At 63.5% G+C, this 22,857-nt stretch carries 21 protein-coding genes; 20 read left to right on the top strand and 1 reads right to left on the bottom strand.

The genetic code is table 11. The annotated features are described in order from the left end of the window. Positions 1–174: 174 nt before the first annotated feature. The 10 genes from argS (at position 175) to LFT47_RS14145 (ending at position 12,830) form a co-directional block, all read left to right on the top strand. Positions 175–1,824: an arginine--tRNA ligase gene (gene argS / locus LFT47_RS14190; protein ID WP_236811750.1), complete on the top strand. Its 1,650-nt coding sequence runs from the start codon at positions 175–177 to the stop codon at positions 1,822–1,824. Further along, a complete protein-coding gene (lysA, locus tag LFT47_RS14185) occupies positions 1,824–3,308 on the top strand; it encodes a diaminopimelate decarboxylase (RefSeq protein ID WP_236811748.1) in 1,485 nt (494 codons plus the stop codon). Before argS ends, lysA begins: the two co-directional genes overlap by 1 nt. After that, positions 3,301–4,617, top strand: coding sequence for a homoserine dehydrogenase (locus LFT47_RS14180; RefSeq protein ID WP_236811746.1), 1,317 nt, complete (start codon positions 3,301–3,303; stop codon positions 4,615–4,617). Before lysA ends, LFT47_RS14180 begins: the two co-directional genes overlap by 8 nt. Then, positions 4,618–5,724, top strand: a complete 1,107-nt coding sequence (gene thrC, locus LFT47_RS14175) for a threonine synthase (protein WP_236811743.1) — start codon at positions 4,618–4,620, stop codon at positions 5,722–5,724. It begins immediately after the preceding gene. Positions 5,725–5,726: 2 nt separating this feature from the next. Beyond that, positions 5,727–6,701, top strand: coding sequence for a homoserine kinase (gene thrB, locus LFT47_RS14170; RefSeq protein WP_236811741.1), 975 nt, complete (start codon positions 5,727–5,729; stop codon positions 6,699–6,701). Between the two features lie 301 nt (positions 6,702–7,002). Next, positions 7,003–9,096: a transcription termination factor Rho gene (rho, locus tag LFT47_RS14165; RefSeq protein ID WP_236811739.1), complete on the top strand. Its 2,094-nt coding sequence runs from the start codon at positions 7,003–7,005 to the stop codon at positions 9,094–9,096. 177 nt (positions 9,097–9,273) lie between these two features. Next, entirely contained in the window at positions 9,274–10,347 is a 1,074-nt protein-coding gene (gene prfA / locus LFT47_RS14160) for a peptide chain release factor 1 (protein ID WP_028264759.1), read from the top strand. An 18-nt stretch (positions 10,348–10,365) separates the two neighbouring features. Further along, on the top strand, positions 10,366–11,238 hold the full coding sequence (gene prmC, locus LFT47_RS14155; protein WP_236811737.1) for a peptide chain release factor N(5)-glutamine methyltransferase: 873 nt from the start codon (positions 10,366–10,368) through the stop codon (positions 11,236–11,238). 12 nt (positions 11,239–11,250) lie between these two features. Further along, a complete protein-coding gene (locus tag LFT47_RS14150; RefSeq protein ID WP_236811735.1) occupies positions 11,251–12,036 on the top strand; it encodes an L-threonylcarbamoyladenylate synthase in 786 nt (261 codons plus the stop codon). Then, the gene (locus LFT47_RS14145; protein ID WP_236811733.1) at positions 12,033–12,830 is read left to right on the top strand and encodes a WecB/TagA/CpsF family glycosyltransferase; all 798 of its coding nucleotides are present in this window, start codon (positions 12,033–12,035) and stop codon (positions 12,828–12,830) included. Before LFT47_RS14150 ends, LFT47_RS14145 begins: the two co-directional genes overlap by 4 nt. On the opposite strand, the gene LFT47_RS14140 is transcribed toward LFT47_RS14145, so the two are convergent. Beyond that, positions 12,827–13,723: a glycosyltransferase gene (locus LFT47_RS14140; RefSeq protein ID WP_236811731.1), complete on the bottom strand. Its 897-nt coding sequence runs from the start codon at positions 13,721–13,723 to the stop codon at positions 12,827–12,829. The two genes, LFT47_RS14145 and LFT47_RS14140, sit on opposite strands and share 4 nt — an antisense overlap. Positions 13,724–13,936: 213 nt before the next feature. Here LFT47_RS14140 and LFT47_RS14135 point away from each other — a divergent pair, with 213 nt between their 5' ends. From LFT47_RS14135 to atpD, 10 genes are all read left to right on the top strand, one after another. Beyond that, positions 13,937–15,046: an MraY family glycosyltransferase gene (locus LFT47_RS14135; protein ID WP_236811730.1), complete on the top strand. Its 1,110-nt coding sequence runs from the start codon at positions 13,937–13,939 to the stop codon at positions 15,044–15,046. 128 nt (positions 15,047–15,174) lie between these two features. Further along, positions 15,175–15,663, top strand: a complete 489-nt coding sequence (locus LFT47_RS14130) for a hypothetical protein (RefSeq protein ID WP_236811728.1) — start codon at positions 15,175–15,177, stop codon at positions 15,661–15,663. Beyond that, a complete protein-coding gene (locus tag LFT47_RS14125) occupies positions 15,650–15,988 on the top strand; it encodes a hypothetical protein (RefSeq protein ID WP_236811726.1) in 339 nt (112 codons plus the stop codon). The genes LFT47_RS14130 and LFT47_RS14125 overlap by 14 nt, the downstream gene beginning before the upstream one ends. Positions 15,989–16,069: 81 nt before the next feature. Then, entirely contained in the window at positions 16,070–16,870 is an 801-nt protein-coding gene (atpB, locus tag LFT47_RS14120; RefSeq protein WP_236811724.1) for a F0F1 ATP synthase subunit A, read from the top strand. An 82-nt stretch (positions 16,871–16,952) separates the two neighbouring features. After that, the gene (gene atpE, locus LFT47_RS14115) at positions 16,953–17,171 is read left to right on the top strand and encodes an ATP synthase F0 subunit C (RefSeq protein WP_028264751.1); all 219 of its coding nucleotides are present in this window, start codon (positions 16,953–16,955) and stop codon (positions 17,169–17,171) included. Positions 17,172–17,225: 54 nt separating this feature from the next. After that, positions 17,226–17,786, top strand: a complete 561-nt coding sequence (locus LFT47_RS14110) for a F0F1 ATP synthase subunit B (protein WP_236811722.1) — start codon at positions 17,226–17,228, stop codon at positions 17,784–17,786. Then, the gene (locus LFT47_RS14105; RefSeq protein WP_236811720.1) at positions 17,786–18,613 is read left to right on the top strand and encodes a F0F1 ATP synthase subunit delta; all 828 of its coding nucleotides are present in this window, start codon (positions 17,786–17,788) and stop codon (positions 18,611–18,613) included. Before LFT47_RS14110 ends, LFT47_RS14105 begins: the two co-directional genes overlap by 1 nt. 83 nt (positions 18,614–18,696) lie before the next feature. Further along, positions 18,697–20,334, top strand: coding sequence for a F0F1 ATP synthase subunit alpha (gene atpA, locus LFT47_RS14100; protein WP_234748626.1), 1,638 nt, complete (start codon positions 18,697–18,699; stop codon positions 20,332–20,334). Positions 20,335–20,427: 93 nt separating this feature from the next. Continuing rightward, positions 20,428–21,315, top strand: coding sequence for a F0F1 ATP synthase subunit gamma (locus LFT47_RS14095; RefSeq protein WP_236811718.1), 888 nt, complete (start codon positions 20,428–20,430; stop codon positions 21,313–21,315). An 86-nt stretch (positions 21,316–21,401) separates the two neighbouring features. Continuing rightward, entirely contained in the window at positions 21,402–22,856 is a 1,455-nt protein-coding gene (atpD, locus tag LFT47_RS14090; protein ID WP_059387615.1) for a F0F1 ATP synthase subunit beta, read from the top strand. The last annotated feature ends 1 nt before the right edge of the window (position 22,857 follow it).

Raw genomic sequence — 22,857 nt, 5'->3', positions numbered from 1 at the left:
GCTCCGGGCCGTGGGCCGATCACACCATTGACGTTGATTTCAGCCTATCGGTTCAGTCTGGGAGCTCTGCTGGCCGAAGCTGGGCGGCGGCTGGGTGCGCGCTGGTGCCCGCATGTGCGCATTGCTAAGCATAAGAATTCCACCAGTTGCAAGCCCCACCGGTAGGCTAGATGGGTGACTCCCGAAGAACTCTCAGCCGCCATATCCGCCTGCCTGAAAGACGCTGTCGCCGCCGGCGAGCTTGCCCTTTCCGAATCTGCCCTCCCCGAGGATGTGCGCGTGGAGCGACCGAAGAACCGGGAGCACGGCGACTGGGCCACGAACATTGCCTTGCAGCTTGCCAAGCATGCAGGGACCAACCCGCGTGAATTCGCTACAATCCTGGGCAAGCGCCTGGAAGCGATCGACGGCGTCACAGCCGTGGACATCGCGGGCCCGGGCTTCCTCAACATCACCGTGGATGCAGCCGCCGCCGGCGCCCTGGCCAAGGTCATCGTCGAGGCGGGAAGCTCCTACGGAACCAACCAGGCGCTCGCGGGCCATGTGGTCAACATGGAATTCGTCTCGGCCAACCCGACGGGACCGCTGCACATCGGCCACACGCGTTGGGCCGCCCTGGGCGATTCCATTGCCCGGGTCCTCCGTGCCTCCGGTGCGGACGTCACCGCGGAGTACTACATCAACGACGCCGGATCGCAGATGAACGTTTTCGCGAACTCGGTACTGTCCCGCCTGCACGGACGCGGCGTTCCTGAGGGCGGCTACCCGGGTGAGTACATCCGGGAACTCGGCGACGAGGTTCTCAAGGCCCATCCGGCAATCCGCGAGTTGACCGACGAGGCAGCACTGCCCGTGATCCGTTCCGCCGCCTATAAGGCCCAGATGAAGGACATCAAGGACACCCTGGCAGGGTTCGGTGTGGCTTTCGATGTCTTCTTCTCCGAGCAGGAACTGCACGACGGGGGAGCGATCGAATCCGCCGTCGCCCGCCTCCGGGAGCAGGGCCACGTGTTCGACGACGGCGGGGCCGTCTGGCTGCGCACCACGGACTTCGGCGATGACAAGGACCGCGTGATGATCCGTGCCAACGGCGAACCCACGTATTTCGCCGCCGACGCCGCGTACTACCTGTCGAAGAAGGACCGCGGCTTCACGGAGAAGATCTACCTGCTCGGAGCCGACCACCACGGGTACATCAACCGGCTCAAGGCCATCGCCGCCTGTGCAGGCGATGACCCCGAGGTCAACATCGAGGTCCTGATCGGCCAGCTGGTGTCCGTCAACGGCGCCAAGCTGTCCAAGCGTGCCGGAAACATCATCGAGCTCAAGGACCTTATCGAATGGCTCGGGAAGGACGCCGTGCGTTACTCGCTCGCGCGCTTCCCCGCCGATTCGCCACTGACGCTGGATCCGGAACTGCTGAAGAAGAACAGCAACGAAAACCCTGTGTTCTACGTCCAGTACGCGCATGCCCGCTCCCGCGGCACGGCACGCAACGCGATCGAGGCCGGCGTCGATCACAGCGCCTTCGACGCGTCCCTGCTGGACCACGCCACCGAGAACGAGCTGCTCTCCTACTTGGGCAGCTACCCGTCCATCGTTGCCAAGGCAGCGGAGCTCCGCGAACCGCACCGTGTGGCCCGCCACCTCGAGGTCATCGCCGGCGCCTACCACCGCTGGTACGACGCTTGCCGCGTCTCACCGCTCGGCGACGAGCCGGTGCAGGACGTCAACCGCACACGGTTGTGGCTCAACGACGCCACGAGCCAGGTGCTTGCCAACGGACTTGAACTCCTCGGCGTTTCAGCTCCGGAACGGATGTGATGGGCGTGCAGCAAAACCCCAACAACGCAGCAGCCTCGCCCCTTGCCCCCGAATGGCTCGCCGTGCCGGAGGACGTGAACGCGCTTCACTCGCCGATGTGGGCCGAAGGTGTCCAGAGGAACGACGACGGCGAACTCGCCATTGACGGGGTTCCCGTCAGCGAGCTCAAGGCGCAGTTCGGCACGCCGCTGTTCGTCATGAGCGAGGGCGATTTCCGTGCCCGCGCCCGCTCCTTCAAAGATGCCTTTGATGCGGCTTTTGAGGACATTTGCGGGGGAGTGGACGTCTACTACGCCGGAAAGTCCTTCTTGTGCACGGCCGTTGCCAGCTGGGTGGCCGAGGAAGGCCTGCGCCTGGACACGTGCTCAGGCGGCGAGCTCGCCGTCGCGGCCCGCGCCGGCATCGACGGAGCCAACTTGGGGCTGCACGGCAACAACAAGTCCGATGCCGAAATCAACCGGGCACTGGACATGAAGCTCGGACGCATCGTGGTGGACAGCCTCGATGAGCTTGAGCGGGTTGCCAAGATTGCCTCCGGCCGCGGCGAGACGGCGAAGGTCATGCTGCGGCTGACTCCCGGCGTCCACGCCCACACCCACGAGTTCATCGCCACGGCCCACGAGGACCAAAAGTTCGGTCTTTCCATGGCCGGGGATACCACCGAGTCAGCGGGCCTCTCGGCCGCCGAAGAAGCCGTCGCGGCGGCCACCTCGTACTCCAATGTGGACCTCCTGGGCCTGCATTGCCACATAGGTTCCCAGATCTTCGAGCCGGACGGCTTCGCCCTGGCAGCCGAGAAGCTGTTGGGATTCCTCGCCGCGATGCAGGCGAAGTACTCCATCGTCTTGCCGGAACTGGACCTGGGCGGCGGCTACGGCATCGCCTACACGCCGGTGGACACCCCCCGCCCGCCGGCCGAAATCGCGCAGGCGATGGCCGCCGTCGTACGCTCCAAGTGCGCTGAACTGGGGATCACCTCGCCGCGTATTTCGATCGAACCGGGCCGCGCAATCGTGGGCACCAGCACCTTCACGTTGTACGAGGTCGGCACGCTGAAAACCGTTCGGGTGGATGCGCCTGGCGCGACGGCCGGGCACGAGAACGTTACGTTCCCGCGCCGCTATGTGTCGGTGGACGGCGGCATGAGCGATAACGCCCGTCCGGTGCTGTACGACGCGGATTATTCGGCCATTCTCGCCTCGCGGGCCTCGGACGCCGCCCCGCAACTGTCCCGAGTAGTGGGCAAACATTGCGAGAGCGGCGACATAGTTGTTAGAGATGTATATCTGCCCGAAGACGTGGCAGCCGGTGATCTGCTCGCTGTACCGGGAACCGGCGCTTACTGCTGGGCCCTCTCAAGCAACTACAACTATCTGGCCAGGCCTGGCGTTGTCGCTGTGCGCAATGGATCCGCCCGGCTGATCGTCCGCGGGGAAACCGAAGAAGATCTCTTGAACCGCGACATGGGAGTGGCGAATGTCTGAAGTGCGAACCCTGAAGGTGGCCCTGCTGGGCTGTGGCAACGTGGGAGCCCAGGTAGCGCGGATTCTCCTTGACGACGCCGACGCCCTTGCGGCCCGCACTGGCGCACGGCTGCAGCTGTCCGGCATCGCCGTGCGAAACATCGATTCAGAGCGCGACGTCGAACTGCCGCGCGAACTGTTCACCACCGACGCCGACACCCTGGTCAAGGACGCCGACCTGGTGATCGAGCTCATGGGCGGCATCGAGCCGGCCCGTTCGCTCATCCTGACCGCCATGCAGAACGGCGCCTGCGTCGTGACCGGCAACAAGGCACTCCTGGCACAGGATGGCCCCACGCTCTACGAAGAGGCCGACAAGGCCGGCGTCCAGCTCTCCTACGAGGCCGCCGTCGCCGGAGCTATTCCGATCCTGCGCCCCATCCGCGACAGCCTCTCCGGCGACCGCATCACCCGGGTCCTGGGCATCGTCAACGGCACCACCAACTTCATCCTCGACCAGATGGACAGCACCGGTGCGCAGTTCGCTGACGCGCTGGCCGAGGCACAACGGCTCGGATACGCGGAAGCCGACCCGACTGCCGACGTCGAAGGCCACGATGCCGCAGCCAAGGCCGCCATCCTCGCGTCGTTGTCCTTCCACACGCGCTTCGCCCTCGAAGACGTCTACTGCGAAGGCATCACAAAGGTCAGCGCAGCGGATATCGCTGCGGCGAAGGAAGCGGGCTTCGTCATCAAGCTGCTGGCCATCGCGGAGAAGATCGACAACCCAAACGGCGACGGCGGCATTTCAGTCCGCGTCCACCCCACCCTCCTGCCGCGCGAACACCCGCTTGCAGCCGTTCGCGGTGCGTTCAACGCAGTCTTCATCGAAGCCGAAAATGCCGGCGAGTTGATGTTCTACGGCCAGGGCGCCGGCGGGACCCCGACGGCGTCTGCCGTCCTGGGCGACCTCGTCTCGGCGGCCCGCCGCGTGGTGCTTGGCGGCCCCGGTCGTACCGAGACCACCACCGGCTACGTGCCCGCGCTGTCGATCGATGCTTCGACCACGAGCTACTACATCGGTCTCGACGTTGCCGACCAGGCCGGCGTGCTGGCCCGGATCACCCACATCTTTGCGGAGCACGGCGTATCGATTGAAATCATGCGCCAGACGATCCACCGCGACGCCGCCTCGAAGGTTGAGTCTGCCGAGCTGAAGATCGTCACCCATCGCGCATCCGAAGCCGCACTCGCGGCAACCGTCGAGGCCGTCAAGGGCCTGGACGTCATCAATTCTGTGACATCCGTCCTGCGGGTAGAAGGGGTCTAAGTGGCTCACCAATGGCGCGGAGTAATCCGCGAATACGCTGATCGTTTGCCTGTAACGGAAGCCACGAAGGTCATTACCCTCGGCGAGGGCGGAACTCCGCTCGTCCACGCGCAGAAGCTCTCCGAACTTACCGGGTGCACCGTGTACCTGAAGGTGGAGGGCATGAACCCCACAGGGTCCTTCAAGGACCGCGGCATGACGATGGCCATGACGGCGGCCGTCGAAGCAGGCGCCAAAGCGGTTGTCTGCGCCTCCACGGGCAACACCTCGGCCTCCGCCGCAGCCTACGCCACGGCCGCCGGGCTGAAGTGTGCCGTTTTGGTCCCCGAAGGCAAGATCTCCATGGGCAAGCTCAGCCAGGCGATCGCACATGGCGCCACGCTCCTGCAGGTGGACGGCAACTTCGACAACTGCCTGGACATCGCCCGCAAGCTCGGCGAGTCCTACCCGGTGTTCCTCGTGAACTCCGTCAACCCTGCGCGCATCCAGGGCCAGAAGACCGGCGCCTTCGAAATCGTCGACGCCCTCGGAGACGCTCCCGACATCCACGTCCTGCCGGTCGGCAACGCGGGCAACATCAGCGCGTATTGGAAGGGTTACAAGGAGTACTCCGCGCCCTTCGAGTCCGCAACCGCCGGCACCCTTCCCGCCGTCTCCACCAAGACGCCGGCCATGTGGGGATTCCAGGCAGCAGGCGCGGCACCGTTCGTAGCAGGCCACCCCATCACCGAACCGGACACGATCGCCACGGCTATCCGTATCGGCAACCCTGCATCCTGGGACACGGCCATCGCGGCACGTGATGAATCCGGCGGCTTCATCGATGCCGTAACCGACGAGGAAATCCTCGATGCCCACCGCTGGCTCTCCGCCAAGGAAGGCGTCTTCGTGGAACCCGGTTCCGCGGCAGGCGTTGCCGGACTCATCAAGAAGCACGCGGCAGGCCAGGTTCCCACCGGAAAGACGATTGTCATCACCGTCACCGGACACGGACTCAAGGACCCGCAGTGGGCACTCCGCACCGAAGACGGCAGCGAGGTCCAGCCGGTCAAGGTGCCAAACGACGTCGTGACCGTGGCATCCGAACTGGGACTGGAAGAAAACTAAGAGTGGAAACCACGCAGCCCACCGCGACCGGTCTCAAGCTTGTCGCGGCAGGCCAGCAGCTGACCGTCAGGGTCCCGGGTACCAGCGCCAACCTTGGCCCCGGCTATGACAGCCTCGGCCTGGCATTGTCGATCTACGACACCCTGACTGTCGAAACACTCACCACCGGAGAGCTCGAGTTCGAGCTCTCCGGTGAGGGAGCCGACACCCTCCCTCGCGATGCCAGCCACCTCGTCGTGCGCGCCCTCAACACGGCCTTGGAACGACTCGGTTTCCGGCACAGCGGTCTCAAGATCACCGCGGACAACGTCAACCCGCACGGCCGTGGACTTGGCTCCTCGGCGTCGGCAGTAGTTGCCGCTGTTACCGCAGCCAACGCCTTGGTGCCCGAATCCGCCCAGCGTGACCGCGAGTGGATCCTGCAGCTCACGAGCGAGATGGAAGGGCACCCGGACAACGTCGCACCCGCGATTTTCGGCGGACTGGCCTTGTCATGGCAGGACAGCGAGCAGTACAGCAGCACCCGTGCGGAAGTGGTCCCGTCCGTCATTCCGATCGTTGCCGTCCCGGACTACGAACTGTCCACCGAAACCGCCCGCGGTTTGCTGCCTGCTTCCATCGGCCACCACGCAGCAGCGATGAACTCAGGACGGGCTGCGCTCCTGATCCACGCGTTGACGGCAGACCCCCGTTTCCTGCTTCCCGGAACCGAGGACTACCTACACCAGAGCTACCGCGCAGAGGCAATGCGGCCAAGTGCGGCGCTGATCAAGGCACTGCGCGCTTCGGGCCATGCGGCTGTCGTTTCGGGAGCGGGACCCACAGTTCTTGCATTGGCCAACGGCGCGGACGAAGCCGGGGCGATTGCCGAATTGATTAACTCGTTTACCGCGGACAACACTCCGGACGTTGCCTGGCGCGTGATGACACTGGCAGTGGACGTTGAAGGTGCTAGAGTGGACTTGCACCGGCGGTAGAACCGCGGGCAGTTCCCTGACATTGGATCCCGGCTTAAAGCCGTTCCCGTCTCCTACTGTGTCGAAGTCTGCCGGTGTCGTCTCCTTATCGGCCTGTCGCAGGTGCCACAGAACCCTTTCTGTTACCCGAGCCGTCAGCCCGCGCCCCGCCCGCCGGAGCATCGAAGACGTATTAGTATCCGGCCCTGCTGAAACTAAACCGGCAAGACCGAAATCACGGCTGCAGATCTGAACTGCAGTCCAGAACAAATCATCGCGTCCAGCTCTAGGTCTGGACGCCGTCGAGGGGGAAGGATCCTTCGTGACAGAAACCACTGAGCTGGCTTCAGCTGTGGACACAGCATCTTCTGCAGCTGAATCAACGGCCGCAACCGCTAAGAGCAGCGGCCTTGCAGGCCTCAAGCTCGCGCAGCTCCAGGCTCTGGCCAGTCAGCTGGGCATTTCGGGCGGATCCCGGATGCGCAAGGGGGACTTGGTCTCGGCTATTTCGGCCCACCGTGCCGGTGCAACCACCAGCAAGGCTCCCACCGCGGCCAAGGCCGTGGCGGCAAAAGCCGCGCCTGCAGCCCCGGAAGCTGAGACCTCTGCCGCAGCATCCACCGAAGCTCCTGCGCAGGACGGCACCCGGGCACGTGGCCGTGGCCGAAGCCGTCGCGCCACTAGCGATGGTGTCGTTGCCGCTCCTGCCGCCGCGGAAACCGCGGAAGCTCCCGCCGTCGTCGTTGAGGCTCCTGCCGCTCCCGTCGCCGAAGCAAGTGAGGCCGCCGGCGAACGCCGCCAGCCGCGCACGCGGAACCGTCGTCGTGGCGAGGCCGCTCCTGCGGAGGCCGGTGAAGCCGGTGAGACCCGCGCTGCCGAGCAGCCCCAGGCCGAACAGCCCCGTGTAGAACAGCGTCAGCCCGAGCAGCGCCAGCCCGAGCAGCGCCAGCCCGATCAGCGTCAGGCACAGCCGCGCCAAGGCGAGCAGGCCTCTGTCGAAGCCGGCGAACCGGGCCAGCGCGAACGCCGCGACAACACCCGCACGCGCCGTGAAGACACGAACGATGGCGATGACACCGGCAACCGCCGCAACCGCCGGAACCGCCGCGACCGCAACGATCGTCAGGGTCCGCAGGACAACCGTGACAACCGCGATGGGAACACCCGCAGCGACCGCTTCCGCGACCGCAATGAGCGCCGCCGCGGCCGAGGCCAGGGACCGGACGTCGACGACGTCGAGGTCACCGAGGACGACGTCCTGCTGCCGGTTGCCGGCATCCTGGATGTACTCGAGAACTACGCGTTCATCCGCACCTCCGGTTACCTGCCCGGCCCAAACGACGTATACGTGTCCCTCGCCCAGGTCAAGAAGTACAACCTGCGCAAGGGTGACGCCGTCGTCGGCGCAATCCGCGCCCCGCGTGACGGCGAGGACCGCAGCCAGCAGACCGCGCGCCAAAAGTTCAACGCGCTCGTCCGCGTCACGTCGGTCAACGGCAAGACGCCCGAAGAGCTCAAGGACCGCGTCGAATTCGCCAAGCTCGTCCCGCTGTACCCGTCCGAGCGCCTGCGCCTCGAAACGGATCCCAAGAAGATCGGCCCGCGCGTCATCGACCTCGTGGCCCCGATCGGCAAGGGCCAGCGCGGCCTGATCGTGTCCCCGCCCAAGGCCGGCAAGACGCTCATCCTGCAGTCCATCGCCAACGCGATCACCACCAACAATCCTGAGGTCCACCTCATGATGGTGCTCGTCGACGAACGTCCCGAAGAAGTCACGGACATGCAGCGCACCGTCAAGGGTGAGGTCATTGCCTCCACCTTCGACCGTCCCGCCGATGACCACACCACGGTTGCCGAGCTTTCCATCGAACGCGCCAAGCGCCTCGTGGAAATGGGCATGGACGTGGTGGTCCTCCTGGATTCCATGACCCGCCTGGGCCGCGCGTACAACCTGGCAGCACCGGCCTCCGGCCGTATCCTGTCCGGTGGCGTCGACTCCGCTGCGCTCTACCCGCCGAAGCGCTTCTTCGGTGCTGCGCGCAACATCGAAAACGGTGGCTCGCTGACCATTCTGGCAACCGCGCTCGTGGAGACCGGTTCCAAGATGGACGAAGTCATCTTCGAAGAGTTCAAGGGCACGGGCAACATGGAGCTCCGCCTGTCCCGCCAGCTGGCGGACAAGCGCATCTTCCCGGCCGTGGACGTCAACGCTTCGGGTACCCGTCGCGAGGAGAACCTGCTTTCGGCCGAAGAGGTCAAGATCATGTGGAAGCTGCGCCGCGTCCTGTCCGGACTCGAAACCCAGCAGAGCCTTGAACTCTTGACCAACAAGATCCGGGAAACCGGGAGCAACGTCGAGTTCCTCATGCAGGTACAGAAGACGACTCTTGGAGCCAAGTCGGATAACGACAAATAGCTGTCTTAGGGGCGGGTGCTGGTTCGTTCGTGCGGTTGATTCCGCGCGGATGTTCCGCCCCCGCCCCTTCCCGTTGCAACGCGGGGTCACTTACGGCCCATGCCGGGGGCCCGGATGGGCCGTAAGTGACCCCGCGTTGCAGTTATTAGACTTGTAGAAGTCGAAAGAGGTTTTGAAATGTTTGAGTCCGTACAGGGATTGCTTGATGAGCACGCTGCTATCCAGGCGCAGTTGAGTGATCCTGCCGTTTATGCCGACCAGGCTTTGGCCCGCAAGTTGGGGCGGCGCTCTGCCCAGTTGCAGGGCATCGTTGAGGCGTACAACCGTTGGCGCGGGCTCATGGACGATCTCGAAGCAGCCAAGGAAATGGCCTCCGAGGACGCCGAATTTGCCGCCGAGGTAGACGAAATCGAGGCGAAGCTTCCGGCAGCGCAGGAGAAGCTGCGCAGGCTGCTGATCCCTCGCGATCCAGACGACGCCCGCAACGTCATTCTCGAGGTCAAAGGCGGCGAAGGCGGCGACGAAGCTGCACTCTTCGCCGGAGACCTGCTGCGCATGTACATGCGTTACGCGGAGTCGCGCGGCTGGAAGACCGAACTCATCTCGGCCACGGAATCGGATCTGGGCGGCTACAAGGACGTCCAGATGGCCGTCAAGGGCAACTCGAACGATCCCGCTGAGGGCGTCTATGCCCGTTTGAAGTTCGAAGGCGGAGTGCACCGCGTCCAGCGTGTCCCTGTCACCGAGTCGCAGGGCCGCATCCACACTTCCGCGGCCGGCGTACTCGTGCTCCCCGAAGTGGATGAGCCCGAAGAACTCGAAATCAACCAGAACGACCTCAAGATCGACGTCTACAGGTCCTCGGGTCCCGGCGGCCAGTCCGTCAACACCACGGACTCGGCGGTCCGCATCACCCACTTGCCTACGGGCATCGTGGTGGCCATGCAGAACGAAAAGTCACAGCTCCAGAACCGCGAAGCCGGCATGCGCGTCCTCCGTGCACGTATCCTCGCCCACCAGCAGGAGCAGATCGACGCCGAGAACTCGGCCCAGCGCAAGTCGCAGATCCGCACCATGGACCGTTCGGAGCGCATCCGTACGTACAACTTCCCGGAAAACCGGATTGCCGACCACCGTACCGGCTACAAGGCCTACAACCTCGACGCCGTCATGAACGGTGACCTGGAACCGGTCATCCAATCGGCCATCGAGATGGATGAACAGTCCCGCCTGGATGCCCTCGGCGAGTAACAGCCTGCAAGGAACTCCATGACGCTCTTTCCGGGCCAAAGCCTCGCCGACGCCGTCCGCGAGGCAACAACCATCCTGTCCGAAGCCGGAGTACCCACCCCGCGCGTGGACGCGGAACTCCTCGCGGAACATCTCCTGGGTGTCGGCCTCGGACGCCTGCGCGCCATGCTGCTTGGTGACTCCGCCGCCCCGGAAGGCTACGCCGACTTGGTGGCCGAGCGCGCCCAGCGCGTTCCGCTCCAGCACATCACCGGCGTCGCGCACTTCCGCTACCTCACGCTCGCCGTGGGCCCGGGCGTGTTCATTCCGCGGCCCGAAACGGAATCCGTCGTCCAGCTTGTCATCGACCACCTCCAGGGATTCGAGCACCCCAAAGTGGTTGATCTTGGCACCGGCTCCGGCGCCATCGCAGCCTCGATCGCCCACGAAGTGCCCGGGGCCGAGGTCCACGCCGTCGAATTCAGCACGTTCGCCCATGCCTGGGCCGCGAAGAACCTGAAGCCCCTCGGGGTGAAGCTCGTTCAAGGCGACCTCAGGAATGCCTTGCCCGAACACGACGGAACTTTCGACGTCGTCGTTTCCAATCCGCCCTACATCCCGGCTGAAGCCATTCCGAACGAACCCGAAGTGGCACTGCACGATCCGCCGGAGGCGCTTTACGGCGGGGGAGCGGACGGAATGGAGCTTCCGACGGCGGCTGCCGCCTCGGCTGCCCGCCTCCTCAAGAGCGGTGGCTACTTCGTGATGGAGCATGCGGAGGTGCAGGCAGGGTGGATTTCCGAACATCTGAAGTCTGCAGGCTGCTGGACGCAAGTCGCCACCCACGTCGATCTCAACGGCAAGGAACGTGCCACGAGCGCAGTATTGGCAATCGACACCTCGCGGGAATGAAAGAATAGCGCTGTGACCACAAGCTACAACTGCACGTCAGAGGAACAACGCGCCGAAGGCCTGGAGCATGCGCAGCGCGCCATCAGCGAGAAAAAGTGTGTCGTCATGCCGACGGACACTGTCTACGGCATTGCCGCCGACGCCTTCTCGCCGCAGGCCGTGACCATGCTGCTTGTCTCGAAAGGCCGCGGCCGCCATATGCCGCCCCCGGTGCTGATTCCGCGGCTCAATGCGCTCGACGGGCTGGCGACCGATGTATCGGAAGAAGCCCGCAAACTGGCAGAAGCCTTTTGGCCCGGCGGCCTGACGCTGATCTTCCACGCCCAGCCGTCCCTGGATTGGGACCTGGGGGAGACCCGCGGAACCGTGGCCCTGCGCATGCCTGACGACGAAATTGCGCTGGAACTGCTCAACCGCACCGGCCCGCTGGCGGTGTCCTCGGCAAATCGCACCGGTCAGCCGGCAGCGCAGACAGCCTCCGAAGCGAAGACTCAGCTTGCCGAATCGGTGGAGGTGTACCTTGAGGGCGGCTTCCGGCCTGTCGAGGGAACCGAGTCCGTGGCGTCCACGATTGTCGACGCCACCACCGTGCCGCTCCGTGTGGTCCGCGATGGTGCCATTTCCCTGGAACGCCTCCGCGAAATTGTTCCCGGAGTGCTGGCCCTGGGAGAAACCGCGCCGGAAACTGAACCGGCGGCGGAAGCCGCGCCGGAAACTGAACCGGCGGCGGAAGCCGCGCCGGAAACTGAAACCGCCCCCGGCGAGACCCCTGTCCACACGGAGACCAGGGCCGAATGAGCCTGGTCCGGGATCGTGTTCCCCTTCTGGACGTGGACGTCACCGCACTTTGCGCCGCCGAACTCATCGAGGCCATCAGCGGGTATGTTTCGGACGGAACCACCAAGGTAGTCCTTGGACACAATCTGCACAGTGTCACGCTGTTTCATTCGAGCCCGGATTTCCGCAGCCTCTATGAGCGCAGCGATGTGGTGCTCATGGACGGTGCGCCTGTCGCCATGCTCTGGGGACTTGGACGCCGCACAGGCTCAAGGGACGATGGCGCGGGGTTGATGGAGTACCGTTTGGGATCCACTGACTGGGTGCCGGCGCTCGGCGGCGTCGAAGGACTCCGCCGGATCGCCGTCGTGGGCGCCGGCCCCGAGGCCAACAGCAAGACGGTGGAGCGCCTCCGCAAAATCGTGCCCGGGGCCGAGGTCTCCGGGCGGCCCGGTGAGAATTGGAACGATGCCAGCGAAGAGGCCGCCGTCGCCTGGCTCGCAGAATTCCGTCCGCAGCTCGTGCTTCTTGGCCTTGGAATGCCATTGCAGGAATCGGTCTTGCAACGCCGCTTGGACGAGCTTCCGCCTGCGGTCTACTGCACGGTCGGCGGCGCCATCGAGCAGCTGGCGGGCCTCCAGAAGCTTGCTCCACGCTGGCTGGGCCGTCTCGGGCTCGAATGGGCCTGGCGGCTCGTCCTGCATCCGGGTCGCGTCGCTTACCGGGTCTTCGGTGAGCCGTGGGTGCTCCTCGGCCTGCTGGTCCGCCGTCGGCTCTCCCGCAGGAACAGCACGCCGCGCCCGGCGGGCCGTTAGAACGTCTGGTCCTCCAGCGGGCCGAAGCCCTTTTCCCGCAAACCGGCGGAGAATGCCCTGAACCATTCGGCGAGCCCGCGGAAGTCACCGCGGGGGAGGAAATAGCCCAAGTAGCCTCCGACGTCGGCCACCATCGACTTGCCGCGGCGGTAGCGGCGGATCAAGTAGCCTCTGTTGCGGTAGTAGAAGTAGCGCTTGAAGGCAGAATCCGGCACGATCACGTGCCAGCGCGCGCCGAAGACGTGCTTCGTCTCGGAGAACGCGTGCGGGTGGGTGATCCACGCCGTCGCGACCGTACCGAAGCGTATCCCGGCTTTCCTGAGGCGGATCATGAAGTCCACTTCATCGCCCCGGATGAACAGCCGGATATCCGGCACGCCGACTTTGAAGAAGACTTCGGAACGGATGAGCGCACCGTTGAAGAAGTGCCCGACGTCGGGCAGGAACCCCGCCTTCTCGACTTCGGCGCGCTCGTGGGTCACCTTGCCGTCAATCCGGAAGAAGAAGGAAAGCTTGTCCGGGTGGCCGGGGGCCACGACAAGCGGGACGACTGCGTCAAGTCCGCGGGCTTCGGCTTCGCGCACCAGGGTTTCGAGGCAGGCCGGATCGCCGGGTTCGGCGTCATCGTCCATGATCCAGACCCATTCGGCACCGCTCGCCACCGCCTTAAGGATGGCAAGGGCAAAGCCGCCCGCCCCGCCCAGGTTCGCTTCTGAGCGGACGTAGTCCACCGTTGGATGGCTTGACGCGAGCTCCCGTGAAGGGGTGGTTCCGCTGTCCACGAGGCAAATCGTGTCCACCAGCATGGACTGCTTGTTGATGGCGTCGAGCAGGACTGCTAGCTCTCCGGGGCGGTCAAAGGTCACAGCCGCTACGGCAACGGAGACAGTCATGTAGGGTTCCTTCCGGGCACTCGCGGGGAGGGTCCTCCCGGCTCGCCCTAGGGGCGCGTGAAACGGAGCAAAGCCGCCGTTGACGCTAGTATCTTGACAGAGTCCAACTGTAGTACAGCAATATTCGGCGGTGCGCAGGGGTGTTGCAGGTGTTGTGCCGGCAGCTAGTCGCCAGGGACAGAATCCACCACCACCGCCAACAGGAGCCGCCACGTGATCATGTATTCGCTCATGATGCTCACGGCTGCCGTCGTGTCGTACCTCGCTACGTGGGTAGCCCGCCAGATGGGTAACAAACTTCGGCTTTTCGCCCCCATCCGGAGCCGGGATATGCACTCCGTGCCGATTTCCCGACTCGGTGGCCTGGGACTCTTCGCCGGCTTTGCCGTGGCCCTCGTGGTAGCGAGCAATTCGTTCTTCGTGAAGGACATTTTCCACGGGAACGGTGCGCCGTGGGGAATCCTGGCGGGTGCACTGGTGATCGTCGCGGTCGGTGTTGCCGACGACGTGATGGACATCCGCTGGTGGGTCAAGCTGATCGGCCAATGCACGGCCGCTACGATCGTTGCGCTCTGGGGAGTGCAGATGTCCGTGATTCCGTTTGTTCCGGAACCCATCCGGATTGAGGCCGAACCGCTGCGGATCGTCCTGACTGCCCTCCTCATCGTGACCACCATGAACGCAGTCAATTTCATCGACGGCCTCGACGGCCTGGCGGCCGGCGTCGCCGCAATCGGCGGGGTTGCGTTCTTCCTGACGGCGTATTGGGTCCACCGCAATGCGACGCTCACGGACCGCTCGGATCTGGCGGCGCTGCTGATGGCGATCATCGTGGGTTGTTGCATCGGATTCCTGCCGCATAACTGGTTCCCGGCCAAAATCTTCATGGGCGACTCCGGCGCCATGCTTCTGGGCCTCGTGATGGCTTCGGCCGGTGTGGTGTCAACGGGCCAGATCAGTTCAGGACTGTACGACCGCGCCAACGGTATTCCGACCATCGTGCCAATCCTTCTGCCCTTCGCTATCCTGTCGCTACCGTTGCTGGACCTGGGCCTGGCGGTGTTGCGACGGACCGCCCGGGGCCAATCGCCGTGGTCGGCTGACCGCGGTCACTTGCACCACAAGCTCATCGAGCTCGGCCACACCCACCGCACGGCGGTGCTGATGATGTACGTCTGGACCTGCATTCTGGCGTTCGGGGGCCTCGCGTTTGCCATCTTCCCGTGGCAGATGGTCCTGACGGTCGACATCGTGGCCGCGCTGATCATGGCCGGAGTGACAGCCTGGCCATACTTCGTCCGAAAAGGGCGCGCCGCCCAGTAGGCGGTGTGTGACGAGGGCGTTAACATCACAGTTCTATCTCATGTAGAATTCTAGGGCGGACAGTCACTCGCCCGCGCACCCACCCTTTTTGAGACTTTGGCATTTTTGCCACGACGATTGGCATCCCCATGACCTCCAACGCCGGCGGACAGCAGTCCGACTCGAGCGGCGTTGCTGCCCCCCGCTCCACCTCTTCGCTGTGGCTGCGGCTTCTTTTCCTCAGCTCGACGACGGCGGTGGCGGCTCTCGCCGCGACGTCGGCTGTTGCGGCGGTCATGAACGGTGGCGTAGGAGTGCTTTCTGCCGCATTCGGCGGTGCTATCGTGATGGCTTTCTTTGCCATCAGCCTCCTGATCGGCCATTTTGTCGGCAGGGATAACCCCTCCGGCGCGGTTGGCCTTTTCGTTGCCAGCTACTTTGTCAAGGTGGTCGGCTTCGCGGTGGTGCTCTTCGTGTTGGGAGCCCCCGCATGGCTGCACGGACGCTGGTTCGTGATCGGCGCCGTCGTCACGGTTGTCTCGTGGCAAGCCGCCGAGATCTACGGCTTCAGCAAGGCCCGGCTCCAGATCTACAACGACCCCGCAGCAGGCAAAGGGGGCGACGATGTTCACTCCTAGGAACAAGCGACGCTCCGCTGCACCCAATGCCCCAAAACCCGGCGATTCCACTGAACAAGTGAGCGACGGAAGCGACGGCGGATACAACGCCGGCATCGCCGTCTTCAGCTACATTGTTGGCGGAATCATAGTCTGGAGTTTGATAGGCTGGGGTCTGGATAATCTGTGGGGGACTCGCTGGATTGTGCTCCTTGGCGCTCTGCTTGGAGCCGCAGGAGGGTTCTATCTTTCCCATATGCACGGCCTCACTAGTCATCGCTCGTCTTCCGGTGGAAGCAAAGCAGACAGTGGTCCGTCCCAGGACGGGGACAGTAATGCCAAATAATTTCACACGGGAAATGGCTGCAAGAAACGCGGCCGGATCCTCAACAACGCCCAATGATGGACACTGCAGAGAGGAAACGCGTTGATCGCGCTTGCGCTCCCGGCCCAGGATTCAGGGACCTTCACTCCTCCCGGAATCGACCAAATGCACCTGCCGGCTATCCTGCCGTGGGGTGCGAGCGATGGCTTCTCCAAGCAGATGTTGCTGGTGATCCTGTCGGTCGTCCTTATCGCTACATTCTTCATCCTCGCTGCGCGCAAGCAGCAGCTGGTTCCCGGCAAGCTGCAGTTCGCGGGCGAGATGGCCTACGGCTTCGTCCGCAACAGCATCGCCAAGGACATTATCGGCGGACGCGACTTCATGAAGTTCGTGCCCCTCCTGTTCTCCCTGTTCTTCTTCATCCTGGTGAACAACATCTACGGCGCCATTCCCGTGATCCAGCTTCCGAGCTTCTCGCACGTCGGCGGGGCCTATGTGCTCGCCGCAGTCGTGTACGTCACCTGGATCGGCATCGGCATCAAGAAGAACGGCCTGAAGTACTTCAAGCTGGCCACTGTTCCTTCCGGTGTTCCGTGGTACATCTTGCCGATCGTCGTGCCGATCGAAATCATCTCCAACTTCATGGTCCGGCCGGTCACCCACAGTCTTCGTCTCTTCGCCACCATGATGGCAGGGCACCTCATCGTGATGATCGCCGGCTCCGGCATTGAGTTCCTCGTCATGCAGGAAAACGTCCTTCTCAAGGGCGCGTCCGTGCTGGTACTCGTTGGCGCAGTCGCCATGTACATGCTTGAAGCCCTGATCATGGTGCTGCAGGCGTACGTCTTCACTCTTCTGACTGCGATCTACATCGAAGGCGCGCTCCACGCCGACAGCCACTAGGCACAACCCCTCAATCTTCCCCTCCGGGGGTTGAAGCAAACCAAACAACCTGCCGCGACTGCGGCATCTTGAAAGGAAAACAATGAACGGCGATATCAACGGCTCCCTTAACCTCATTGGCTACGGTCTCTCCGCAATCGGCGGTGGTATCGGTGTGGGTCTCGTATTTGCTGCTTACATCAACGGTGTTGCACGTCAGCCGGAAGCCCAGCGCGTGCTCCAGCCGATCGCGTTCCTTGGTCTGGCTCTGACGGAAGCCCTCGCCATCCTCGGCCTGGTCTTCGCTTTCGTTCTCAAGTAAACCGCTAAGAACCAAGCGAACATTCAGAACCGAGTAGATAAGGACGGGTGAAATATGAATCAGCAGATCATCTCAGCCGCCGCTCAAGGTGCCGCCGAGTCGGCTAATCCGCTCGTTCCCAACGTCTGGGAAATGGGCGTCGTCCTCGCTGGCTTTGCGGTCCTCTTTTACATCGTGGTCAAGTTTGTTGTCCCGATGTTCGAGAAGACCTTCGCCGAGCGCGCAGAGGCGATTGAGGGCGGCATTGCCAAGGCTGAAAAGGCCCAGGCAGAAGCTTCTGCAGCTCTTGAAGAGTACAAGCAGCAGCTCCACGATGCCCGCGCCGAAGCCAACCGCATCCGCGAAGAAGCTCGAGCCGAAGGTGCCCAGATCCTCGCGGAGCTGAAGACCAAGGCAGCAGCAGAGTCGGCTCGCATCACCGAGCAGGCGTACGCCCAGATCGAATCGGAGCGCCAGGCAGCTGTTGTCTCCCTGCGTTCCGAGGTGGGCACCCTGGCCACGACATTGGCAGAGCGCATCGTTGGCGAATCGCTCAGCGATGACGAGCGTGCCGCCCGCGTGGTGGACCGCTTCCTCGCAGATCTGGAGACCCAGAGCGCAGGTGCAGCTAAGTAATGGCAGGTGTATCGAGCGAATCGCTGACCAAGGCGCTGGAGCAGTTGGAAGCCACGCTTCCGACGGCCTCGCTGCAGTTGGCTAAGGACCTCTTCGGAATCCTGGGAACGGTGGACAGCTCGGCTGGCTTGCGCCGCGCCCTGACTGACCCCTCCCGCAGCGGAGAAGAAAAGTCGGCGCTGGTCAAGCAGCTGGTTGGCGGAAAAGTCTCCGCTGATGCTGCGGAAATCGCGAGTGGATTGGCCAGCTTGCGCTGGGCATCGGCACGCGATATCGGCGATGCACTCGAGACTCTTGCCGCCACGGTGGTCATTGCCGTGGCTGAAAACAAGTCGGCCGTTTCTGCCTCCGGAATCACGGGGCTGGAAGAGCTGGAAAACGATCTGTTTGCTTTCAACCAGACCGTTGCTTCCAGCCACGAGGTACAACGTGCTCTGGGAGAGTCGCAGGCAAGTGCTGCGGCCAAGATCAGCCTGGCGGAGAAGCTGCTTCCTGGTGCAAGCCCGGAAGCCCAGCTCCTCATCGGCCAGGCCGTGTCGCAGCCGCGCGGCGTCAAGCCGAGCAAGCTCATCGACAATTTCGCCAAGCTTGCAGCCAAGCGCCAGCAGCGCTGGATCGCAACTGTCCGCGTTACCCGTCCGTTGACGGATGCGCAGGCCAGCCGTCTGCAGGCCGGGCTTGATGCCCTCTACGGCCGCGAGCTGAAGGTCAACGTCAGCGTTGATCCGACTCTGATCGGTGGAATCCGGGTCCAGGTGGGAGACGAAGTGCTTGATGCATCCGTCGTAGCCCGCCTGTCCGAGCTCCGCCGGCAACTCGCTGGCTAGCCAGAAAAGCACAACTTAACTGATACAAACACCGGTCATCGTGAGCAACGATGATCACGAAAACAGGAGAGCAGGGACTGCAGATGGCCGAATTGACCATCAACGCCGACGACGTCCGTAATGCGTTGAACGAGTTCGCGGCGTCCTACGAACCCGGAAACGCAGAGCGCGTAGAGGTCGGCCGCGTGACCGCCGCAAGTGACGGCATCGCCCGTGTTGAGGGCCTTCCCTCGGTCATGGCGAACGAGCTGCTTCGCTTCGAAGACGGCACCCTGGGCTTGGCCCAGAACCTCGACGTCCGCGAAATCGGCGTCATCATCCTCGGTGACTTCACCGGCATCGAAGAAGGCCAGGAAGTCCACCGCACCGGTGAAATCCTGTCCGTCCCGGTAGGCGACGCCTTCCTGGGCCGCGTAGTCGACCCACTGGGCATGCCGATTGACGACCTCGGCGAGATCAAGGCCGAGACCACCCGTGCACTGGAACTTCAGGCTCCGGGCGTGACCCAGCGTAAGTCGGTCCACGAGCCCATGCAGACCGGTCTCAAGGCTATCGACGCCATGATTCCGATCGGCCGTGGCCAGCGCCAGCTGATCATCGGTGACCGCCAGACCGGCAAGACTGCCATCGCGGTGGACACCATCATCAACCAGAAGGCCAACTGGGCTTCGGGCGATGTCACCAAGCAGGTGCGCTGCGTTTACGTCGGTGTCGGCCAGAAGGCTTCCACCATTGCCGCTGTCCGCCAGACTCTGGAAGACCACGGCGCGCTGGAATACACCACCATCGTGGCTTCCCCGGCATCCGACCCCGCCGGCTTCAAGTACTTGGCTCCGTACGCCGGCTCGGCCATCGGCCAGCACTGGATGTACGGCGGCAAGCACGTCCTGGTGATCTTCGATGATCTGTCGAAGCAGGCCGAAGCCTACCGTGCAGTATCGCTGCTGCTCCGCCGCCCGCCGGGACGCGAAGCGTACCCGGGTGACGTTTTCTACTTGCACTCCCGCCTGCTGGAGCGTTGTGCCAAGCTCTCCGACGAGCTGGGCGCAGGCTCGATGACCGGTCTTCCGATCGTCGAAACAAAGGCGAACGACGTTTCGGCCTACATCCCGACCAACGTCATCTCCATCACCGACGGCCAGATCTTCCTGCAGTCGGACCTCTTCAACGCCAACCAGCGTCCCGCTGTTGACGTCGGTGTGTCCGTGTCCCGTGTTGGTGGTGCGGCACAGGTCAAGTCCATGAAGAAGGTCTCCGGTACCTTGAAGCTGGACCTGGCGCAGTACCGCGACATGCAGGCGTTCGCGATGTTCGCGTCCGACCTCGACGCGGCTTCACGCCAGCAGCTGACTCGTGGCGCCCGCCTGATGGAACTGCTCAAGCAGGGCCAGTACTCGCCGTTCCCGGTCGAGGACCAGGTTGTATCCATCTGGGCCGGTACGAAGGGCTACTTGGACGATGTTCCGGTTGAGGATGTCAGCCGTTTCGAGTCCGAGTTCCTGGAGCACCTCAAGCACAAGTCCTCCATCCTGACCACGCTGGCGCAGACCAACGTCCTGGATGACGACACCGCTGAAGCGCTGAAGTCGTCGATCATCGACTTCAAGAAGGGCTTCTTCGGAGAAGGTGACAACCGCTTGGTTGGTGCCGGCCACGAAGAGCACGAAGCTATTTCCGGCGGCGAAGTCGACCAGGAAAAGATCGTCAAGCAGAAGCGCTAGAGCATTGGTTCCCGGGCCTGCGGACTCCGCAGGCCCGGGACCTTCGCCAAAGCCTTAGCCGCTGATCCATCGGGATCTTAGGAAAGGAAATGTATGGGAGCCCAGATCCGGGTCTACCGCCAGAAGATCAGCTCGACGACGTCGATGCGCAAGATCTTCAAGGCGATGGAACTGATCGCTACCTCGCGCATCGGTAAGGCCCGCGCCCGCGTTGCAGCTTCGACGCCCTACGCAAACGCGATTACCCGTGCTGTTTCTGCTGTCGCAAGCCAGAGCGAAATCGATCACCCGCTAGTCACCGAGCCGGAGCAGATCCGCCGTGCCGCAGTCCTGGTTATCACCTCGGACCGTGGCCTGGCTGGTTCTTACTCCGCGAGCGTGCTCAAGAAGGCTGAAGGTCTCAACGAGCTTCTCCGGGCAGAGGGCAAGGAAGTCAAGACTTACCTGGTCGGCCGCAAGGCCCAGGCATACTTCGACTTCCGGAGCCGTTCGTACTCCCGCGTGTGGACCGGCGGAACCGACGCACCGGAATTCGAGACCGCCAAGGAGGTCGGCGCCGCTCTTCTCGAAGAGTTCGCCAACGATTTCGCTGAGGGTGGCGTGGATGAAATCCACGTCGTTTACACCCGCTTCAAGTCGATGGTGACGCAGGAGCCCACGGTTGTCCGTCTGCTGCCTCTCGAAGTTGAAGAGCAAGCGGTCACTGAGTCCGAGCTTTTGCCGCTGTACGAGTTCGAACCGGAATCGGAGCAGGTGCTTGACGCACTGCTTCCGCGTTACATCGAGTCCCGCATCTTCGCGGCAATGTTGCAGGCAGCAGCTTCCGAGCTCGCCGCCCGTCAGCGCGCCATGAAGTCGGCAGGTGACAACGCGACCGAATTGATCAAGAAGTACACGCGTCTGCGCAACACGGCCCGCCAGGCTGAGATCACGCAGGAGCTTTCCGAAATCGTGGCCGGCGCCGACGCCCTGAGCGCGTAGTTGCCGGTGCATGGTTCGGCGCAAGCTGCACCTGCACCAAATAGATAAACTTAACCCCACGCCATCTACTGAGTGAAGTGAGAGAGATGACTGCCACCGCTACCGAGCACGCAGCCGCAACGGCCGGCGCCACCGGCCGCATTGCCCGCGTCATCGGCCCGGTTGTCGACGTCGAATTTCCGGCTGACGCAATCCCGTCGATCTACAACGCACTCACCACCGAGGTAACCCTCAACGGTGAGACCAAGACCATCACGTTCGAGACCTCCCAGCACCTGGGTGACAACCTCGTCCGTGCCATCTCCCTGCAGGCCACCGACGGACTCGTCCGCGGCACCTCCGTGCAGGACTCCGGCTCCCCGATCTCCGTGCCTGTCGGCGACGGCGTCAAGGGCCACATCTTCAACGTCCTCGGAAAGCCGCTGGATGTTGACGAGTCCGAGATCAATGCGGACGCTTACTGGCCGATCCACCGCAAGGCTCCGGCCTTCGCATCCCTCGAGGGCTCCACGGAGATGCTCGAGACCGGCATCAAGGTCATCGACCTTCTCACCCCGTACATCAAGGGTGGAAAGATCGGTCTGTTCGGTGGCGCCGGTGTCGGCAAGACCGTTCTGATCCAGGAAATGATCACCCGCGTCGCCCGCAACTTCGGTGGTACTTCGGTATTCGCCGGTGTCGGCGAGCGTACTCGTGAGGGCAACGACCTCTGGGTTGAAATGGAAGAGGCAGGCGTCCTCAAGGACACCGCCCTTGTATTCGGCCAGATGGACGAACCGCCGGGAACGCGTCTGCGTGTGGCACTGTCCGCCCTGACCATGGCGGAGTACTTCCGCGATGTGCAGAACCAGGACGTGTTGCTCTTCATCGACAACATCTTCCGCTTCACCCAGGCCGGTTCCGAGGTCTCCACCCTGCTCGGCCGCATGCCGTCCGCAGTTGGTTACCAGCCGAACCTTGCCGACGAGATGGGCCTCCTGCAGGAGCGCATCACCTCGACCAAGGGCCACTCGATCACGTCGATGCAGGCCATCTACGTGCCTGCTGACGACTACACCGACCCGGCTCCGGCAACGACCTTCGCTCACCTCGACGCGACCACGGAACTTTCCCGTGAAATCGCCTCCCGTGGTCTGTACCCGGCCGTTGACCCGCTGACGTCGACGTCCCGCATCCTGGACCCGCAGTACATCGGCAAGGACCACTACAACACGGCCGTCCGTGTGAAGCAGATCCTGCAGAAGAACAAGGAACTCCAGGACATCATCGCCATCCTCGGCGTTGACGAACTGTCCGAAGAAGACAAGATCGTCGTGTCGCGTGCACGCCGCATCCAGCAGTTCCTGTCCCAGAACACCTACACCGCCAAGCAGTTCACCGGCGTCGAGGGTTCCACCGTGTCCATCAAGGACACCGTGGAAGGCTTCACGGCGATTTGCGACGGCGAGCTGGACCACATCGCAGAGCAGGCGTTCTTCAACGTCGGCGGCTTGGATGACGTCGAGCGCCAGTGGGCCAAGATCCAGGAACAGACCAAGTAGC

The organism is Arthrobacter sp. FW306-2-2C-D06B (genome assembly GCF_021789175.1).
GTDB lineage: Bacteria > Actinomycetota > Actinomycetes > Actinomycetales > Micrococcaceae > Arthrobacter.
Note: the sequence above shows the minus strand (reverse complement) of the source record. Positions and strands in the feature narration are given on the sequence as shown.

What these genes read in the sequence shown, in the direction of transcription:
- LFT47_RS14105 (WP_236811720.1), top strand. Translation starts at nt 17,786, where the DNA reads ATGGCAGGTGTATCGAGCGAATCGCTGACCAAGGCGCTGGAGCAGTTG.
- LFT47_RS14110 (WP_236811722.1), top strand. Translation starts at nt 17,226, where the DNA reads ATGAATCAGCAGATCATCTCAGCCGCCGCTCAAGGTGCCGCCGAGTCG.
- LFT47_RS14125 (WP_236811726.1), top strand. Translation starts at nt 15,650, where the DNA reads ATGTTCACTCCTAGGAACAAGCGACGCTCCGCTGCACCCAATGCCCCA.
- prmC (WP_236811737.1), top strand. Translation starts at nt 10,366, where the DNA reads ATGACGCTCTTTCCGGGCCAAAGCCTCGCCGACGCCGTCCGCGAGGCA.
- atpE (WP_028264751.1), top strand. Translation starts at nt 16,953, where the DNA reads ATGAACGGCGATATCAACGGCTCCCTTAACCTCATTGGCTACGGTCTC.
- lysA (WP_236811748.1), top strand. Translation starts at nt 1,824, where the DNA reads ATGGGCGTGCAGCAAAACCCCAACAACGCAGCAGCCTCGCCCCTTGCC.
- LFT47_RS14145 (WP_236811733.1), top strand. Translation starts at nt 12,033, where the DNA reads ATGAGCCTGGTCCGGGATCGTGTTCCCCTTCTGGACGTGGACGTCACC.
- LFT47_RS14095 (WP_236811718.1), top strand. Translation starts at nt 20,428, where the DNA reads ATGGGAGCCCAGATCCGGGTCTACCGCCAGAAGATCAGCTCGACGACG.
- atpD (WP_059387615.1), top strand. Translation starts at nt 21,402, where the DNA reads ATGACTGCCACCGCTACCGAGCACGCAGCCGCAACGGCCGGCGCCACC.
- LFT47_RS14180 (WP_236811746.1), top strand. Translation starts at nt 3,301, where the DNA reads ATGTCTGAAGTGCGAACCCTGAAGGTGGCCCTGCTGGGCTGTGGCAAC.
- atpA (WP_234748626.1), top strand. Translation starts at nt 18,697, where the DNA reads ATGGCCGAATTGACCATCAACGCCGACGACGTCCGTAATGCGTTGAAC.
- prfA (WP_028264759.1), top strand. Translation starts at nt 9,274, where the DNA reads ATGTTTGAGTCCGTACAGGGATTGCTTGATGAGCACGCTGCTATCCAG.
- LFT47_RS14140 (WP_236811731.1), bottom strand. Translation starts at nt 13,723, where the DNA reads ATGACTGTCTCCGTTGCCGTAGCGGCTGTGACCTTTGACCGCCCCGGA.
- LFT47_RS14130 (WP_236811728.1), top strand. Translation starts at nt 15,175, where the DNA reads ATGACCTCCAACGCCGGCGGACAGCAGTCCGACTCGAGCGGCGTTGCT.